At 72.1% G+C, this 17,452-nt stretch carries 14 protein-coding genes; 12 read left to right on the top strand and 2 right to left on the bottom strand.

The window, feature by feature from the left end; all coding sequences use genetic code 11:
* Positions 1-110: 110 nt before the first annotated feature.
* Entirely contained in the window at positions 111-1,691 is a 1,581-nt protein-coding gene (locus Q7A36_RS02445; RefSeq protein ID WP_305102058.1) for a gamma-glutamyltransferase, read from the top strand.
* A 203-nt stretch (positions 1,692-1,894) separates the two neighbouring features.
* Positions 1,895-4,357: a methyl-accepting chemotaxis protein gene (locus Q7A36_RS02440; protein WP_305102057.1), complete on the top strand. Its 2,463-nt coding sequence runs from the start codon at positions 1,895-1,897 to the stop codon at positions 4,355-4,357.
* 155 nt (positions 4,358-4,512) lie between these two features.
* Here Q7A36_RS02440 and Q7A36_RS02435 read toward each other — a convergent pair whose 3' ends face one another.
* Complete coding sequence (locus Q7A36_RS02435; RefSeq protein WP_305102056.1) at positions 4,513-5,412, bottom strand: polysaccharide deacetylase family protein; 900 nt, start codon at positions 5,410-5,412, stop codon at positions 4,513-4,515.
* Between the two features lie 75 nt (positions 5,413-5,487).
* Between Q7A36_RS02435 and rutA the strand changes: the two genes are divergently transcribed.
* On the top strand, positions 5,488-6,567 hold the full coding sequence (gene rutA / locus Q7A36_RS02430) for a pyrimidine utilization protein A (protein WP_305102055.1): 1,080 nt from the start codon (positions 5,488-5,490) through the stop codon (positions 6,565-6,567).
* Positions 6,568-6,663: 96 nt separating this feature from the next.
* On the opposite strand, the gene Q7A36_RS02425 is transcribed toward rutA, so the two are convergent.
* A complete protein-coding gene (locus Q7A36_RS02425; protein WP_305102054.1) occupies positions 6,664-7,359 on the bottom strand; it encodes a Crp/Fnr family transcriptional regulator in 696 nt (231 codons plus the stop codon).
* 341 nt (positions 7,360-7,700) lie between these two features.
* On the opposite strand from Q7A36_RS02425, the gene Q7A36_RS02420 reads away from it, so the two are divergent.
* From Q7A36_RS02420 to Q7A36_RS02380, 9 genes are all read left to right on the top strand, one after another.
* Positions 7,701-9,095 carry an amidase gene (locus Q7A36_RS02420; protein ID WP_305102053.1) on the top strand — a complete coding sequence of 465 codons (1,395 nt, stop codon included), beginning with the start codon at positions 7,701-7,703 and terminating at the stop codon, positions 9,093-9,095.
* A gap of 46 nt (positions 9,096-9,141) precedes the next feature.
* Positions 9,142-10,017, top strand: a complete 876-nt coding sequence (locus tag Q7A36_RS02415) for a fumarylacetoacetate hydrolase family protein (protein WP_305102052.1) — start codon at positions 9,142-9,144, stop codon at positions 10,015-10,017.
* Positions 10,018-10,383: 366 nt separating this feature from the next.
* A complete protein-coding gene (locus Q7A36_RS02410) occupies positions 10,384-10,770 on the top strand; it encodes a VOC family protein (RefSeq protein WP_305102051.1) in 387 nt (128 codons plus the stop codon).
* 79 nt (positions 10,771-10,849) lie between these two features.
* Positions 10,850-11,824, top strand: a complete 975-nt coding sequence (locus Q7A36_RS02405; RefSeq protein WP_305102050.1) for a tripartite tricarboxylate transporter substrate binding protein — start codon at positions 10,850-10,852, stop codon at positions 11,822-11,824.
* 69 nt (positions 11,825-11,893) lie between these two features.
* Entirely contained in the window at positions 11,894-13,081 is a 1,188-nt protein-coding gene (locus Q7A36_RS02400; RefSeq protein ID WP_305102049.1) for a M20 family metallopeptidase, read from the top strand.
* 102 nt (positions 13,082-13,183) lie between these two features.
* On the top strand, positions 13,184-13,606 hold the full coding sequence (locus tag Q7A36_RS02395) for a tellurite resistance TerB family protein (RefSeq protein ID WP_305102048.1): 423 nt from the start codon (positions 13,184-13,186) through the stop codon (positions 13,604-13,606).
* Positions 13,607-13,687: 81 nt separating this feature from the next.
* On the top strand, positions 13,688-14,746 hold the full coding sequence (locus Q7A36_RS02390; protein ID WP_305102047.1) for an LLM class flavin-dependent oxidoreductase: 1,059 nt from the start codon (positions 13,688-13,690) through the stop codon (positions 14,744-14,746).
* Between the two features lie 155 nt (positions 14,747-14,901).
* On the top strand, positions 14,902-17,049 hold the full coding sequence (locus Q7A36_RS02385; protein ID WP_305102046.1) for a malate synthase G: 2,148 nt from the start codon (positions 14,902-14,904) through the stop codon (positions 17,047-17,049).
* 76 nt (positions 17,050-17,125) lie between these two features.
* On the top strand, positions 17,126-17,422 hold the full coding sequence (locus Q7A36_RS02380) for a hypothetical protein (RefSeq protein WP_305102045.1): 297 nt from the start codon (positions 17,126-17,128) through the stop codon (positions 17,420-17,422).
* Positions 17,423-17,452: the final 30 nt, after the last annotated feature.

Raw genomic sequence — 17,452 nt, 5'->3', positions numbered from 1 at the left:
AAGCCTGCTCAGGGCCTGAAGCGGCCCGCCCAGGATCGAGACCCGGGGGCTTGCCCCCGACCACCGGCGGCGGGAGCATGCCGGCGAGCCATGTCGCCGGAGCCAGCCCGATGCCGGAACCCTTCACCCCCGCCCCGCATGTCACGCAGCACTGGACCTTGCGGAAGCCGGCCGCCACCGGCCGCGGCGGCATGGTCGTCTCCCAGGTGAAGGCCGCCGCCGAGGCGGGGGCCGCCATGCTCGAGGCCGGCGGCAGCGCCGCCGATGCCGCGGTCGCCACCGCCTTCGCGCTGGCCGCCCTCGAGCCCTGGAACAGCGGACTCGGCGGCATCGGCTTCGCCCAGGCCATGAAGCCCGGCATGGCAGCGGCCGAGACCTTCGACTTCGGCCCGGTCTCGCCCGCCGGCCTCGACCCCGCCGCCTTCCCGCTGACCGGGCGGATGAAGCAGGACCTCTTTCCCTGGCCCGAGGTCGAGGGCGACCGCAACGTCCACGGCCCGCTCTCCTTCGTCATCCCCTCGGCCGTCGCGGGCTATGCGCTGCTGCACGAGCGGCACGGGCGGCTGCCGATCCGGGAGGTGCTGGCGCCCGCCGTGGCGCTGGCCAAGCGCGGCCTGCCGCAGGACTGGTACACGGTGCTGAAGGCGGCGAACTCGGCCGCCGTGCTGCGGCTCTACCCCGAGAGCGCGCGGGTCTACCTGCCGGGCGGCCTGCCGCGGGTCCCGCCCTACCAGGGCAGTCCGGGCTTCTTCACCCTCGGCAACCTGCCGGCGACGCTGGAGCGGCTGCAGCAGGCGGGCCTGCGCGACTTCTACGAGGGCGAGATCGCGGCGCAGATCGCCGCCGACGTGAAGGCGATGGAGGGCGTGCTCTCGGCCGCCGACCTCAGGGAGTGCCGCGCCCGCGTCCTGCCCTCCGTCCCCGTGGACTGGCGCGGCCGGCGGCTGATGCTGGTGAACGGCCTGACCGCGGCGCCCACCCTGAAGCGGGTGCTGGAGGGGATGACGGATGCCGACTGGACCGGCACCGCGCCCTCCCCCGTCTGGTATGCCCGCCTCGCCCGCGTCATGCAGGACGCCTATGCCGAGCGCCTGGCCGGCCTCGGCGACGCCGAGCCCAAGGGAGCCGATTCCTGCACCACCCACCTCACCGTCTGCGACCGGGACGGCATGATGGTGGCGATGACGACGACGCTCCTCTCCTCCATGGGCTCGCGCGTCATGCTGCCGGGCACCGGGATCATGATGAACAACGGCGTCATGTGGTTCGACCCGCAGCCCGGCACGCCCAACGCCATTGCCCCGAACAAGCGCCCGCTGAACAACATGTGCCCGGTGATCGCGGCCTCGGGCGATCAGCCGGAGATCGCGGTCGGCGCCTCGGGCGGGCGGCGGATCATGGCCTCGGTCGTCCAGCTTCTCGCCTTCGTCTCGGAGTTCGGCATGGGGGTCGAGGACGCCGCGCACCACCCGCGGATCGACGTCTCCGGGCCGAGCGGCATCAGCGCCGACCTGCGGCTGCCCGAGCCCGTGCTGGCCGCGCTGCGCGCCGAGGGCGCGGTGGAACCGGTCGAGCATGGCGTCATGCCGATCAACTTCGCCTGCCCGAACCTGATCCGGCGCGGGCCGGAGGGCGTGGCCGGCATCAGCGACGCGGCCAGCCCCTGGAGCGCGGCGGTGGCGGCGGGCTGACGCGCCGGGACATCGGCGGCAGGGGGCAGGGCGGCGCGGACCCACGCGGCGGACGACCAGGCAGGCACGGAGCGCCGTTCCATCGGATCGGCCTGCGCGCCTGCCGCGCGGTCGATTCGGACGCCGCGCCGTTGAGAGAGTGGTAGCCGGATCAGGCTGGATTACGGCCTGAGCCAGCCGCCGCGCCGAAGGAACCCGCCGCCATGCGGCAAAACCTGCCCATCACCAATACCGAGATTCCGCTTCCCGAGGACGCGCTTCTCGTCTCCAGCACCGATACCGGCGGCCGCATCCGCTTCACCAATGCGGCCTTCGTGCGCGTCAGCGGCTTCAGCAGCGCGGAACTGGAGGGCGCGCCGCACAACATCGTCCGCCACCCGCACATGCCGCAGGCCGCCTTCGCCGACCTCTGGACGGCGATCAAGACGGGCCGGGTCTGGGAAGGCCTGGTCAAGAACCGCACCAAGTCGGGCGACTTCTACTGGGTGCGGGCCAACGTCACCCCGCTGATCGCGGACGGGAAGGTCAGCGGCTATATCTCGATCCGCAGCCGTCCGGGCCGGGAGGAGGTGGCCCAGGCCGAGGCCGCCTATGCGCAGCTCCGCCAAGGCAGCCAGGCCTGGACCCTCCGCAGTGGCGAGCTGGTGCGTCGTGGCTGGGGCCATCGGCTCGCCGAGGCCTGGTCGAGCATCCGGGTGCGCATGACCCTCGCAGGCGGCGTCGCCCTGCTGGCGCTGCTGGTCGTCGGCGGCCTTGGCCTTTCCGGCACGGCTGCCTCCAACGAGCAGCTCCGCATGGTCTACGAGGAGCGCACCGTGCCGGCGCAGCGCCTCGCCGAACTGCGGGAGCTGATGCGGGAGAACCTGCTGCAGGCCACGCTGCTGACCGGCGACGTGGTCAATGGCGTCTCGATCGCGCCGCGCACGACCGCCATCCGCACGAACATCGCCGCCATGTCGACGCTGTGGGGCGATTACCTGTCCGCCCCGAAAGCCCCGGAGGAGACCCGTCTCGCCGAGAGCTTCGCCGCGCTGCGCGGCCGCTTCGTGCAGGAGGCGATGCTGCCCGCGATCGAGATCGGCGAGCGCGGCGATGCCGCGAAGCTGCGGCAGCACCTGCGCGATGTCGTCGTGCCGCACTTCGCCGCGGCCAACGAGAAGGTCCAGAGCCTGGTGCGGCTGCAGAGCGAGCTGACCGCCAGGACCTATGCCGCGGCGGAACGCGCCTATCACCGCCTCGTCGCCACCATCCTCGCCGCGGCGGTGGCGGCGGCGCTCGTCGTCATGTCGCTTTGCGTCCTGTCCGACACGGCGATGCGCGGCGCCCTGCGGGAGCTGCAGGGCCAGCTCGGCCGCATCGCGCGCGGCGATCTGGGCGGGAAGCTGTCGATGCCCGCGGCGCGGGAGTTCCATCGGATCGTCGAGGCGCTGCGCGGGCTGCAGGCCCGGCTCGCCTATGCCGCACAGGAACAGATGGAACTCGATGGACGCGCCGGGCAGGAGCGCTCCGCCGCCATCAAGGAGATGGCCGACCGGGTCGAGCGCGAGACCCGCAATGCGGTCGAGGCCGTCGCGCAGCGGACCGGCGTGATGACGACGGAGACCGCGGAGGTCGCGGGCGCGGCGGAACGGCTGGGCGGCAATGCGGCGGCGGCGGCGCAGGCCGCCGGCCGGGCGCTCAGCAATACCCAGGCCGTCGCCGCCGCCACCGAGGAACTCTCCGCCTCGATCCGCGAGATCACGGCGCAGACGCACAACGCCCGTGCCCTGGCGGACCGCGCGGTCGGGACCGGACGCGAGGCCGAGGCGACCATCGCCTCGCTCGCCCAGGCGGCCACGCGGGTGAACGACGTGGTGCGGCTGATCGGCGATGTCGCCGCGAAGACCAACCTGCTGGCGCTGAACGCGACCATCGAGGCGGCGAGCGCCGGCGAGGCCGGCAAGGGCTTCGCGGTGGTGGCCGGCGAGGTGAAGCAGCTCGCCACCCAGACCGCGCAGGCGACCGAGGACATCACGCGCCAGCTCGGCGGCATCCGCTCGGCGACCGAGGCGGCGGTCCAGGCGGTCGCCGGCATGGGCCGCGCCATCGGCGATATCTCCGAGACGACGGCCATCATCGCCACCGCGGTCGAGCAGCAGGGCGCGGCGACGCAGGAGATCGCCTGCAACGTCGCCGCGAATGGCGAGGAGGTGCGGCAGATGGCGGGCCGCATCGAGGCGGTGGCGCGCGACGCCGCCGAGACGGATGGCCGCGTCGCCCGGCTGCGCGACGGCACGGTCCTGGTGGACGAGAGCGTGCAGCAGATGCGCCAGGGCCTGCTGCAGGTCGTCCGTGCCTCCATGGCCGAGGCCAATCGCCGCACCGAGACGCGCCACGCGGTGAGCGAGGACTGCCTGGTCGAGGCCGATGGCCAGCGCCTGGAGGGCCGCCTGGTCGATCTCTCGGCGCATGGCGCGCTGGTCGGCGGCGTGACGGGGCTGACGACCGGCACGACCGGCGTGCTGCACCTGCCGCGGCAGGGCGCGCGGGTCGCGTTCGAGGTGCGCGCCTCCGGCCTGCGCGGGCTGCACCTGCGCTTCGCCGAGGAGGCGATCACCGACAGCTTCCGCCGCGCCTTCGAGTCGCTGACCCGGACCGCCTATCCGCAGCCCGCCCGCGCCGCCTGATACGAACGGACCGGCCTGCTGACCGGTCCGAGCGCCCGAACGGGCGCCGCGCCGGATGGCGCGAAGCCAAGCAAACCGGAGGTTTGCGCCCGGCGTCTGAGGGGCCCCTGAACGTGTCAAGGTTCAGGGGCGTTGGTACGAGACCGCGCCGGCACTCAGCCCGTGAGCGCCGTCCGCACGTGCCGCGCCACCTCCTCATGGGTGGCGAACCAGATCCCGCCCTTCTCCCGCATGTGCCGGATCAGGCGCTCGAGCAGCGCGATGCGGCTGCGGTGGCCGATGACATGCGGGTGCATGGTCAGCAGGAACATGCCCCCCTCCTCCCAGGCGCCGTCGAACTCGGCGCGGAAGATCTCCTCGACCGCCGAGGGGGCGGTGTAGGGCCTGAGCGCGCTGAAGCGGAGGAAATTGAAATAGGGCGCGTCGTCGCGGATCCATTCCGGCGGCAGCTCGACGATGCCGGTCGGCTCGCCCTGGTCCAGCAGCTCGTAGGGGTCGTCGTCGGCCATCAGGCTGCTGTCGTAGAGCAGGCCGAGCTCGCGGATGATCGAGAGCGTATCGACCGAGAAGTCCCAGCTCGCGGTGCGGATGCCGACCGGGCGGCGGCCCGCCAGCCTCTCCAGCACATCGGCGGCGCGAAAGGTCAGGTCGCGCTCGACGCCGGGCGGCAGGGCGGTGTTCGCCTCGTGGATCCAGGAATGGATCCCGATCTCGTGGCCCTCGTCGGCGACCGCGCGCACCTCCTCCGGGTACAGCAGGGCCGAGACGGCCGGATAGTAGAAGCTCGCCCGGATCCCGTGCCGCGCCAGCAGCGCCCGGATGCGCGGCACGCCCTGGCGGTTGCCGTATTGCCCCTGGCTGATGCGCATCGGGCTCTCGTCCGCGTCGCGCAGCGGGATCGTCTCGTGGTCCGCGTCGAAGGACAGCGTGACGCAGCAGCGCGCCCCGCCCGGCCAGGCCGCCGGCCGCAGGCTGCGCCCGGCGCGCGCATTGCCGACGACCCGGCGCCATTGCGCCTCCGGCCATTCCCAGGGCTTCGCTGCCTCGCTGCTCATGCTTCGCTCTCCCCTTGGATCGACCCCTGGCACGCGGATTGCTGTATCGTGGCACGCCCGCGCAGGAGGGGATCGATGGATATCGGCGTCTTCATCCCGATCAACAACAATGGCTGGATCATTTCGGCGGCCTCGCCACAGTACATGCCGAGCTTCGAGCTCAACAAACAGGTGGTGCAGAAGGCCGAGGGCTATGGCCTCGACTTCGCCCTCTCCATGATCAAGCTGCACGGCTTCGGCGGGAAGACCGAATTCTGGGACCATGGGCTCGAGAGCTTCACGCTCATGGCCGGCCTCGCCTCCGTCACCAGCCGGATCCGGCTCTATGCCTCGACCGCCGTCCTGACCATCCCGCCGGCGATCGTCGCCCGCATGGCGACCACCATCGACAGCATCTCGGGCGGCCGCTTCGGGGTGAACATCGTCTCGGGCTGGCACAAGGTGGAGTACAGCCAGATGGGCCTCTGGCCCGGCGACGCGTATTTCGGCAAGCGCTACGACTACAGCACCGAGTACGTGCACATCATGAAGGAGCTCTGGGAGACGGGCCGGTCCGACTTCAAGGGCGAGTTCTTCCAGATGGATGACTGCAAGCTCAGCCCGCCGCCCTCCGTGCCGATCAAGCTGGTGGCGGCGGGGCAGAGCGACCGCGGCATGGAATTCGCCGCGCAGTACTGCGACTTCAACTTCGCCCTCGGCGAGGGGGTGAACGAGCCGCAGAAATGCATCGACGTGCCGCGCCGCATGCTCGCCCATGCCGCGAAGACCGGCCGCGATGTCGGCACCTATGTGCTCTTCATGATCATCGCCGAGGAGACGGATGCCGAAGCGCTGGCGAAATGGGACCTCTACAACCAGGGCGCAGACCGGGAGGCGCTGGCGCATCTGCTGGGCCATGCCGCGGCCGACGTGAACACGGAAGCGACCTCCATGGCCGCCGCCATCCAGCGCTCCCCCTCGCCCATCAACTTCAACATGGGCACGCTGGTCGGCTCCTATGCCAATGTCGCGCGCATGCTGGACGAGGTCGCGGCGATGCCGGGCGTGAAGGGCATCATGCTGACCTTCGACGACTTCCTGCTGGGCATGGACAAGTTCGGCCAGCGCATCCAGCCACTGATGCAGTGCCGCAGCCATGTGAAGCTCGCGGCCTGACACGCCGGCGGGCGGCCAGGCTGGCCGCCCGCCTTGTATGTTGGGCGAGCCGATTCAGACCTCCGGGCCATCCGGCCCTGCGGTCATCGGCGCGCCTCAGGGCCGGTGGCGGAAGGCGAATTCCGCCACCGCCTCCGGCTGCAGGACGGCCACGCGGTTGTAGCCCAGGCGGACGAAGCCGCTGTCCTCGAGCCGGGCCAGAGTCCGGTTCACCACGTCGCGCGACGCATTCGCCATCTGCGCCAGGTTGCCCTGGGTCAGGCGGACATCGCCGGTGGGCCGCATCACGCCGCGCTCGATGGCGCCCGCCGCCCGCAGCAGGACGGCCGCGACCCGGCGGTCCGTCCGGCGGATCAGCAGGTCCGAGACGTTCACCGCCGCAATCCGCATGGCGTCCACGCTGATCCGCCCCACGCTCTGCGCCGCGAGAGGATCGCGGACGAGGTCGCGGGCCGCCTCCAGCGGCACCCGCCAGGCGAAGGACTCCTCCATGGCCCGCACGCCGAGCAGCCGGGCCTGCCCGCCGAGCGTCGGTCCCTCGCCGAACCACCAGCCGACCCGGAGGATATGCGTCAGGTCCGGCCCGCGCTGCGGCCCGCCGACATAGGTTCCGAAGGAGCCGGCGACGACGCCATAGAAGGGCCCGGGCCCGTCGCCCACCCGGTGCAGCCAGTCACCCTTGGCAAAGGGCGCGAGGTCTCCCCGACGCAGCACCTCGGCCTGCACCGAGGCCGGCTGCTCCGCCAGCCATCCCCGCGACACCAGGATGCTCTCCGCCTGCGCCCGCTCCACGCCGTCTCCCCGCGCCAGCGGCGCTGCCTCTGCTCACCCTGCACTCCCCCAACCGAACCCGGCGCGTCCCGGCGCCGCGCGGCAGGCCGCAGGCAGCGGCCCCGGGCGCGCGTCGCGGCGACCATCCACGAGAGAGGAGGATGCCGTCGGCCTTGCCCTGTCCGTCAGGTCTTCGTTTTCGGTCGGGAATGCCGCGTCCTGCGGCACGGCGCGCGATACCGGCAACGGATCGCGCTGTCGAGGTGCCGGCGAGCATGGCCCGGACGCCCGCCGGCCGAGGCGGGACTTCCGCCTCCGGCGCCGGCGGCGCAGAGTGCCGCCGACCGGCAACAGGACCCGCGATGCCCCCGACCGACCCCGCCCTGATGTCCGCCGAGACGCTGCTCGGCCTCTATGCGCGCCGGGCGCTGTCGCCGGTCGAGGTGCTGCAGGCGGTCCTGAAGCGCGTCACGCTCTACAACCCTTGGGTCAACGCCTTCGCCGCCATGAATCCGCGCGCGCTGCAGCAGGCAGGGGAGAGCGAGGCGCGCTGGATGGCCGGCCGGCCCATGGGGTTGCTGGACGGCGTGCCCGCGACGGTGAAGGACCTGCTGAACCTGGCGGGATTCCCGACGCGGCGCGGCAGCAAGACCACGGAGGCGGTGCCGGCGAGCGAGGACGCGCCCGCGGTGCTCGGGCTGAAGGAGGCGGGCGCGGTCATCCTCGGCAAGACCACGACCACGGAGTTCGGCTGGAAGTCGCCCGGCGACTGCCCGCTGCACGGCATCACCCGCAATCCCTGGAACCGCGAGCGCACGCCGGGCGGCTCCTCCTCCGGCGCCGGCGCGGCGGGCGCGGCCTGCTTCGGGCCGCTGCATATCGGCACGGATGCCGGCGGCTCCATCCGCATCCCCGCCGCCTTCTGCGGCCTGGTCGGGGTGAAGCCCTCCTTCGGCCGGGTGCCGCAATGGCCGCTCGGCGCCTTCGCCAATGTCGCCTGCGCCGGGCCGATGACGCGGACAGTGCGGGACGCGGCGCTCATGCTCTCGGCCATGGCGCGGCACGACCTGCGCGACCCCTTCTGCCTGCCGGACGAGCCGCGGGACTGGCGGCAGGGAATCGAGCAGGGTGTCGAGGGGATGCGCGTCGGCCTGGTCCGCCGCCTCGGCTTCGAGCCGCCGCTCGACCGCGACGGCGAGGCGGCGCTGGTCGGCGCCGCGAAGCTGCTGGAGGAGCAGGGCGCGATCGTCGAGGAGGCCGATCCGGGCCTGCCCGATACGCGCGCCATCTTCGGCCGGGTCTGGGGTGTGGCGCTGGCGCGCCTCGTCGCCACCATCCCGGCGGAGAAGCGCGCGCTGCTGGATCAGGGGCTGGAGGAGGTCGCGGAGCGCGAGGGCGGCATGTCGGCGGTGGATTTCCTCGGCGCCGAGGCCCTGCGCATTGAGGCAGCACATGCCATGGCCCGCTTCCACCAGCGCTACGACATCCTGCTGACCGCCTGTACCCCGACCGCCGCCTTCGCCGCCGACCAGCCGACGCTGCGGCCGACCGAAGCGCTCTGGCGCGACTGGGCGCCCTGGACCTTCGCCTTCAACCTGACCCGCCAGCCCGCCATCAGCGTGCCGCTCGGGCTCGACGAGCACGGCATGCCGCGGGCGGTGCAGGTGGCGGCGGCCCTCTACCGCGACGATCTCGCCTTCCGCGCGGCGCGGGCACTGGAGCGGGCGGCGGAGGTTCCGCTGGCAAATCCCGGCTGAGACTGCTTCACGGCACGGGAGAAGGGAGAGGACTCGGATGCGGCTGGTGACCTTCAGGAAGCCCCACAGGCTGGGAACGCATATCGGCGCGCTCCGCGAGGACGGGGCGGTGCTCGACCTCGCCGCCGCCTCCCCGGCGCTCGAGGGCGGACACATGCCGGCCTTCATCGCCGGTGGCGCTGCGGCGCTGCAGCATGCGCGGGACGCCATGGCGAAGGCGCCCGTCGCGGAGGGCGCGGTGCTCTGCCCCCCCATCCCGCGGCCGCCGAAGAACGTCTTCTGCGTCGGCAAGAACTACCACGAGCACGCCCGGGAGTTCGCCGGCAGCGGCTTCGATGCCAGCGCGAAGGAGGTGGTGCCGGAGGCGCCGGTGGTCTTCTCCAAGCCGGCGACCGCCATCATCGCCACCGGCGAAACCATCCCGGCGCATCTCGACCCGACCGGCAGCACGGATTACGAGGGCGAGCTGGCGGTCGTCATCGGCCATGGCGGGCGCGGCATCGGCAAGGCCGAGGCGCTGCGGCACGTCTTCGGCTACACCATCGTCAACGACGTCACCGCCCGCACCCTGCAGCACCGGCACCGGCAATGGGTGCTGGGCAAGGGCATCGACGGCTTCTGCCCCATGGGCCCGGCGATCCTGACCGCGGATGCGGTGCCGGATCCCGCGAAGCTCCGCGTCATCACCCATGTGAACGGGGAGAAGCGGCAGGACGCCTCCGTCGCCGACCTGATCTTCGACATCCCGACGCTGATCGCGGCGATCTCGGCCGGCATCACGCTCGAGCCGGGCGACGTCATCGCCACCGGCACGCCGGTCGGCGTCGGCATCGGCTTCAACCCGCCGAAATTCCTCAAGCGCGGCGACGTGGTGCGGGTGGAGGTGCCGGGGATCGGCGTGCTGGAGAACCCGGTGGGCTGAGCAGCCCCCGAAGCTTCGCCCTCGGAACGGCCTTGCGATCCATCGTCGCGGGCCGCCGATGCGCGGTGGCGTGGCGGCCCTGCGGACCACGGCGCGGGACGGGACCGGGAAGGCTGGACGATGCGCTCCCGCCCGGTAGCGGCGCGGCAGCGGGATCAAGGCAGGGGCGCGTCCCCTGCTCCGCCCTCGATCCCATGGCCGTGGGGCAGACACGGCCAAAGGACCGAACCCGCCCGGCGAAGATCGGCCCCGGGCATCCTGATGCCGCGCAGCCGGCGTTATGGATGCCCGCGGTCGCCTCCCCCGAACATCGCACCGCCTCGGCCGGGGAGGCAGCGCCGCCGTGATCCGCCCTGGAGTCCCTGCATGGATGCCCAGCTCAGCACCGTCACCGTTCCGGTCAGCGATGTCCGGCGCGCCAAGGCCTTCTATGCCGGCGTCCTCGGCTTCGAGATCCTCGACGACGAGAATGTCTGGACCGGCCGCAAGACCGTCCATGTCGTCCGGCTCGCGCCGCGCGGCACCGGCGCGGCCATCATGCTGGCCAATTGGTTCCCGAGCATGGTGCCGGGCAGCCTGCGGGGCCTCGTCTTCGAGACCGAGGATATCGAGGCCTGCCGCCGGACGCTGCTCGCGGCCGGCGCATCGCCCTCCGACATCATCGCGGCGCCCTGGGGGAGGCTGACCGTGGTCTCCGATCCCGACGGCAACCACCTCACCTTCCAGCAACTCGCGGCCGCACCGGGCGGCTGACCGGGGGAGCTTGGCAGGCTGCCCCGGCTCTGGTGCGATGGCCACGCGCATCGACGCCAGAGACACCGGGAGACGCCCCTTGCATCGCCGCCCCCTCCTCGCCGCTGCGCTCGCCGCGACGGCCGCGCCCCTCGCCGCCCGCGCGCAGGAGGGATTCCCGAACCGCGCCGTCACGCTGGTCGTCTCCTTCCCGCCCGGCGGGCAGGGCGACGTCGTGGCGCGGCCGGTCGCGGCGGGGCTGGAGCGGCTGTGGAAGCAGCCCGTGCCGGTGGTGAATCGCCCGGGCGCCTCGGGCGAGATCGGCAATGCCTCGGTCGCCCGGGCGGCGCCGGACGGGTACACGCTGCTGATGGCGCTGTCCTCGCTGGCGGTGATCCCGGAGGCGGCGCGGCTCCTCGGCCGGCCGCCGGCCTATGAGATCGACCAGCTCGCGCCCATCGCGCTCTTCACCGCCGACCCGACCTACCTGGCCGTGCCGGCCGAGGCGCCCTGGCGAAGCCTGGAGGAGTTCATCGCCGATGCGAAGCGGCGGCCGGGTGCGATCCCCTATTCCTCCTCCGGCAATTACGGCGCGCTGCACCTGCCGATGGCGATGCTGACCACGGCGGCCGGGCTCGACCTGCTGCACGTGCCCTTCCAGGGCGGTGGGCCGGCACTGACGGCGTTGCTCTCGGGCCAGGTGCAGGCGCTGGCGAGCGGGCCGGGGCCGATCACGCCGCACCTGAAATCGGGCGCCGTGCGCGTGCTGGCGAGCTGGGGCGCCCGCCGCGCGCCGGGCTTCGAGCAGGTGCCGACGCTGATCGAGCGCGGCTTCCCGGAGGCCGAGTACTACATCTGGGCCGGCGTCTTCGCGCCCGCCGGCACGCCGGCGCCGCTGCGGGAGGCGCTGCGGCAGGCCATGGCGGGCGTCGCCGCCGACCCGGAATTGCGGCGCGCGCTGGAGGCCGGCGGCAATGCGCTGGACCACCGCGACGGCGCCGCCTTCGAGCGCTTCTTCCGCGACGACACCGCGCGCCTCGTCAAGGCCGTGCGGCGGATCGGCAGGATCGAGTAGCGCCGGCGCGGTCTTTCCCTCCCGCCCCGGCGGTGCCAGCCTGCCGCCCCCCGAGACGGAGAGACGCGCATGACCGCCGAGAGCACCGAATCCACCATCACCGCCTGGCTCGCCACCCAGCAGGAGGCGATGCTGCGGGTGCTCGAGGCCATGGTGAACACCGATGGCGGCAGCTACGACAAGGCCGGCGTCGATGCCGTGGGCGAGATCGTCAAGCGCTTCATGGCCGAGCAGGACATCCCCGTGGAGGTCGTGCCGCGCGAGACCTACGGCGATTGCCTGAAGGCCCGCGTCGCGGGCGGCGAGGCGCTGGCCAGCGGCAACATGCAGCGCTCCATCGTGCTGATGGGCCACCGCGACACGGTCTTCCCGAAGGGCGAGCCGACCCGCCGCCCCTTCCGGATCGAGAACGGCATCGCCACCGGCCCCGGCGTCGCCGACATGAAGGCCGGCCTCGTGATGAACATGTTCGTCCTGGCCGCCTTCCGGCGCTTCGGCGGCGCCCCGGGCCCACTGCTCGGCCTCTTCACCGGCGACGAGGAGATCGGCAGCCCCGAGGGGCGCGCGGTGATCGAGGCGACGGCGCGCGAGGCGCGCGTGGTCTTCAACTCGGAGCCCGGCCGTCCCAATGGCGGCGTGGTGACGGGCCGCAAGGGCGGCGTCTTCTCGGTCTTCGACATCGAGGGCAAGGCGGCCCATTCCGGCGGCAATTTCGAGGCCGGCATCAGCGCCATCGAGGAACTGGCCCGCAAGATCCAGGCGATCCATGCGCTGACCGACCTCAAGCGCGGCATCACGCTGAACGTGGGCCTGGTCTCGGGCGGGCAGAGCGTGAACACCGTCGCCCCCTGGGCGCAGGGCCAGATCGACCTGCGCTATGTCGAGCCCGCCGACCGCGACGAGGTGATGGGGAAGATCCACGACATCATCGCCCGCAGCCATGTTCCCGGCACTAAGGCGAAGCTCACCATCCGCGGCGAGTTCCTGCCGCTGACCCAGACGCCCGCGGCCGCGAAGCTGTTCGGGATGTATGTCGACGCGGCGAAGGAGAGCGGCCTTGCCGTCACCGGCGAGTTCTCCGGCGGCTGCGCCGATAGCGGCTTCACCGCCGCGGTTGGCGCACCAACCATCTGCGCCGTCGGCCCGGTCGGCGGCAAGGCGCATAGCCCGGAGGAATATCTCGAGGTCGCCAGCATGGTACCGCGCGCCCAGGCCATGGCGCGGGCGATCCTGCGGCTCGACCGCGCCGGGCTCTGACCCGCAGGGCGGGGGCTTGCATTACATCCCTGTAATCCATACTTGGCCCGACCGTAAGCCGCACCGGATGGGCCGGTGCGGCCGGCCGCAGGGGGGCCAGCCATGTTCGGAATGTTCAAGTCGCAATCCGCCTCGCTCGACCTCAATCCGCGCACCTGCCTCCTCGTCTCGCTGATCTACTGCATGGGCGCGGACGGGGAGATGGACGAGGAGGAGATCGGCCACCTCGTCTCCGTCCTCGGCCGCGGCGCGACGCGCGAGCAGCTCAATGCCGCGCTGCGCTATGTCCGCGCCACCCAGCCGACGCAGTTCCTCGCCGACAGCAATCCCCGCCTGCGGCCGGAGCAGAAGCTCTGCATCCTGCTCAACATGATCGACAGCGCCATGAGCGACGGCGAGACGGAGCAGGGCGAGCAGCGGCTGGTCATGCAGTTCGCGGAGAGCTGGGGCCTCACCCAGGCCGAGCTCGAGCCGCATGTCCGCACGCTGGTCGCGAAGAACGACCGCGCGGTGCTCGACCGCTGAGGCTCAGGGGGGCGGGGCCGCTTGCGCCCCGCCCCCCGCGATGCCAGCCTTTCCCGCAGCGCAGCATCCGCGGGACCGGGCATGCAGTTCGCCTACTTCAACCTGATGTCGATGAACCACCCGGGCGAGACGCCCGCCGCTGTGCTGGCGAATACCGTCCGCCAGGTGCGCCTGGCGGAGGAGCTGGGTTTCGATGCGACCTGGTTCGCGGAGCACCATTTCTCCTCCGCCTCGGTCTGCGCCTCGCCGCTGCTGATGGCGACACATTGCGCCGCGGTGACCTCGCACATCCTGCTCGGCCCCGCCGTCGTCGTGCTGCCGCTGCACCACCCGCTGCGCGTGGCGCAGGAGGTGGCGATGCTGGACCAGATCAGCGGCGGCCGCGCCCTGCTCGGCTTCGGCCCCGGCCACCAGCCGCACGAGTTCCGCAGCCTCGGCGTGCCGATCGACTCCCGCTACGAGAGGCTGCTGGAGGGCTGGGACATCGTCGAGCAGGCGCTGACCACCGGGCGCGTGCATCACCTCGGCGTGCATTACCGGATCGAGGACACGCCGGTCGCCGCGCGGACCCTCTCCGGCCGCATGCCGCCGATGTTCCTCGCCTCCTCGACGCCGGCGGTGCTCGCGCGCGGCGTCCGGGCCGGCGCCACGCCCATGGTCAGCCAGGGCTATCGCAGCGGCCCGCAATCCACCGGCATGTGCCAGGACCTGCGGGAGGCCTGGCGCGGCGTCGGCGGGCCGGAGCCCATGCCGCTCGGCATCCAGCGCTACCTCTTCGTCACCGAGGACCGGGCCGAGGCCCGGCAGGCGGCCGAGGGGCTGCTGAACCTCGCCCGCAATACCCGCTCCTTGCGTGCCGCCGTCCCGCCGCGGGACGGCGTGCATCTCCGCCCCCTCGCCTTCGAGGGCGAGCCGACGGTGGAATGGCTGCTGGAGCATGGGCTGATCGGCGCGCCGGAGAAGATCGCCGAGCAGTTGATCGCCGACATGCGCCTGCTGCGGCCGACGCATTATTCCCTCTACATGGGCTTCACCGGGCTGCCCGGCGCGGCGGTGAAGCGCGCCCTCACCCGCTTCGGGCGGGAGGTGCTGCCGCGCCTGCGCGCCGCCGCGGCCGGGATGGCCGCGCTCGCCGCCTGATCGCCACTCGGGTCCACCGGGGGATGTATGTTCCGGCCGCGCGCCGCCCCACCCCCTTTGCGCCTCGGCCGCTTTCCGCCTAGGTACGGCGCCTCCGGGCCCGGCCCGGCCGGGGACATCAAGGACGGAGGCGGTCAGTGGCGGAAACGGTCGAGATGGCGGGTCTGACGGTCGCGCGGCAACTGGCCGAGTTCCTCGAGAAGGAAGCCCTGCTGGGTACGGGCGTCTCCGCGGAGCGCTTCTGGTCCTCCTACGCCGCCATCCTGAAGGACCTCGCCCCCCGCAACGCCGCCCTGCTGCGGAAGCGCGACGAGTTGCAGGCGAAGATCGATGCCTGGCATCGCGCGCATCCGGCGAAGCCCGTGGACCTCGCGGCCTACAAGGCATTCCTGCAGGAGATCGGCTACCTCGTCCCCGAGGGGCCGGACTTCCAGGTCGGCACTACCAACGTGGATGCTGAGTTCGGCCAGATCGCCGGCCCGCAGCTCGTCGTCCCCGTCTCCAATGCCCGCTACGCGCTGAACGCCGCCAATGCCCGCTGGGGCAGCCTCTACGACGCGCTCTACGGCACGGACGCGATCCCGGAGACCGACGGCGCGACGCGCGGCAAGGGCTACAACCCCGCGCGTGGGAAGAAGGTGATCGACTACGCCCGCGGCGTGCTCGACCGGATCGCGCCGCTCGCCGGCGGCGCCTCGCACCGCGATGCCAAATCCTATGCCATCACCGCCGGCACGCTGGCGGTGACGCTGCGGGATGGCCGCTCCATCGGCCTCGCCCAGCCCGGCCATTGCATCGGCTACCAGGGCGAGCCGCATGCGCCGGCCGCGATCCTGTTCGTGCAGAACGGCTTGCATGCCGAGCTGCGCATCGACCGCGACCACCCGATCGGCAAGGACGACCCGGCCGGCATCGCCGACCTGGTGCTGGAGAGCGCGGTCACGACCATCGTCGACTGCGAGGATTCGGTCGCCGCGGTGGATGCCGAGGACAAGATCCTGGTCTACCGCAACTGGCTCGGCCTGATGAACGGCACGCTGTCGGCGCAGTTCGAGAAGGGCGGCAAGACGCTGACCCGCACGCTGAACGCCGACCGCACCTGGCTGAAACCCGCGGGCGGCGCCGTCACGCTGCATGGCCGCTCGCTGATGCTGGTGCGCAACGTCGGCCACCACATGATGACGGACGTGGTGACGCTCGCGGGTCAGGAGACGCCGGAGACGATCCTGGATGCCATGTGCACGGTGGCGATCGCCCTGCACGACCTGCGCGGCAAGCACCTGAACAGCCGCGCCGGCAGCATCTACATCGTCAAGCCGAAGATGCACGGGCCGGAGGAAGTCGCCTGGGCGAACGAGCTCTTCTCCCGCGTCGAGGACGCCTTCGGCCTGCCGCGCAACACCATCAAGATGGGCATCATGGATGAGGAGCGCCGCACCACGGTGAACCTCAAGGAATGCATCCGCGCCGCCCGCGACCGCGTGGTGTTCATCAATACCGGCTTCCTCGACCGCACCGGCGACGAGATCCACACCTCCATGGAAGCGGGCCCGGTCATCCGCAAGAACGACATGAAGGGCGCCGCCTGGATCAGGTCCTACGAGGACAACAACGTCGATACCGGCCTCGCCTGCGGCCTGCGCGGCCGGGCGCAGATCGGCAAGGGCATGTGGGCGGCGCCGGACGCCATGGCGGCGATGCTGGAGCAGAAGGTCGGCCACCCCAAGGCCGGCGCCAATACCGCCTGGGTCCCCTCCCCCACCGCCGCGACGCTGCACGCGCTGCACTACCATGAGGTGGACGTGGCCGCGCGGCAGGAGGAACTGGCCAAGGGTGGCAAGCGGGCGAAGCTCGACGATATCCTGACCATCCCGCTCGCGGCCGATACCAACTTCCCGGCCGATGCGGTGAAGGCGGAGCTCGACAACAACGCCCAGGGCATCCTCGGCTATGTCGTGCGCTGGGTGGACCAGGGTGTCGGCTGCTCCAAGGTGCCGGACATCAACGATGTCGGGCTGATGGAGGACCGCGCGACGCTGCGCATCAGCGCGCAGCACATCGCCAACTGGCTGCGCCACGGCATCGCCACGCAGGAGCAGGTCGAGGAGACGCTGCGCCGCATGGCGGTCGTCGTGGACAAGCAGAATGCGGGCGACCCGGCCTATACGCCGATGGCGCCGGCCTTCGATGGCCCGGCTTTCCATGCCGCCCGCGACCTGGTCTTCGAGGGCACGACCCAGCCCAACGGCTATACGGAGTTCATCCTGCACCGCCGCCGGCGCGAGGCGAAGGCGCGCGGCTGACGCTGCGGGGAGGGCCCGCCCTCCCCGATACCCTCGAGCGGGCCGCCAGAGCCCGCCGTCCCGGAAGGAAGCCTCCGTGATCATCCATGTCTCGACGGCCGGCGCGCGGCTCGACGCGCCGGAGGACCTGAAGGCCTTCAAGGTCCTCGTCGCGGAGGGGCTGCATGGGGAGGCGCTCGCCGCCGCCCTCGGCCCGGCCGGGCGCCTCGATGGCGACCACGCCTGGATCTCGCCCGATTGGCTGCGCGCCGCCTCCGGCCGCGCCGGCGACGCCGCCTGGGTCCAGGGCTTCGAGGCCATGCTCGCCTATGCCGCGAAGAAGGGCTGGGTGGACGCGGCCGGCGCCATCCGCGGGCATATCGAGCGCGGCTGATCGGGTCTGGCCGGCGCGCGCCGCGGCTGC

Source organism: Paracraurococcus lichenis, from assembly GCF_030657435.1.
Lineage (GTDB): Bacteria > Pseudomonadota > Alphaproteobacteria > Acetobacterales > Acetobacteraceae > Paracraurococcus > Paracraurococcus lichenis.
The sequence above is the reverse complement of the archived record's forward strand: the minus strand, read 5'-3'. Positions and strand labels throughout refer to the sequence as shown.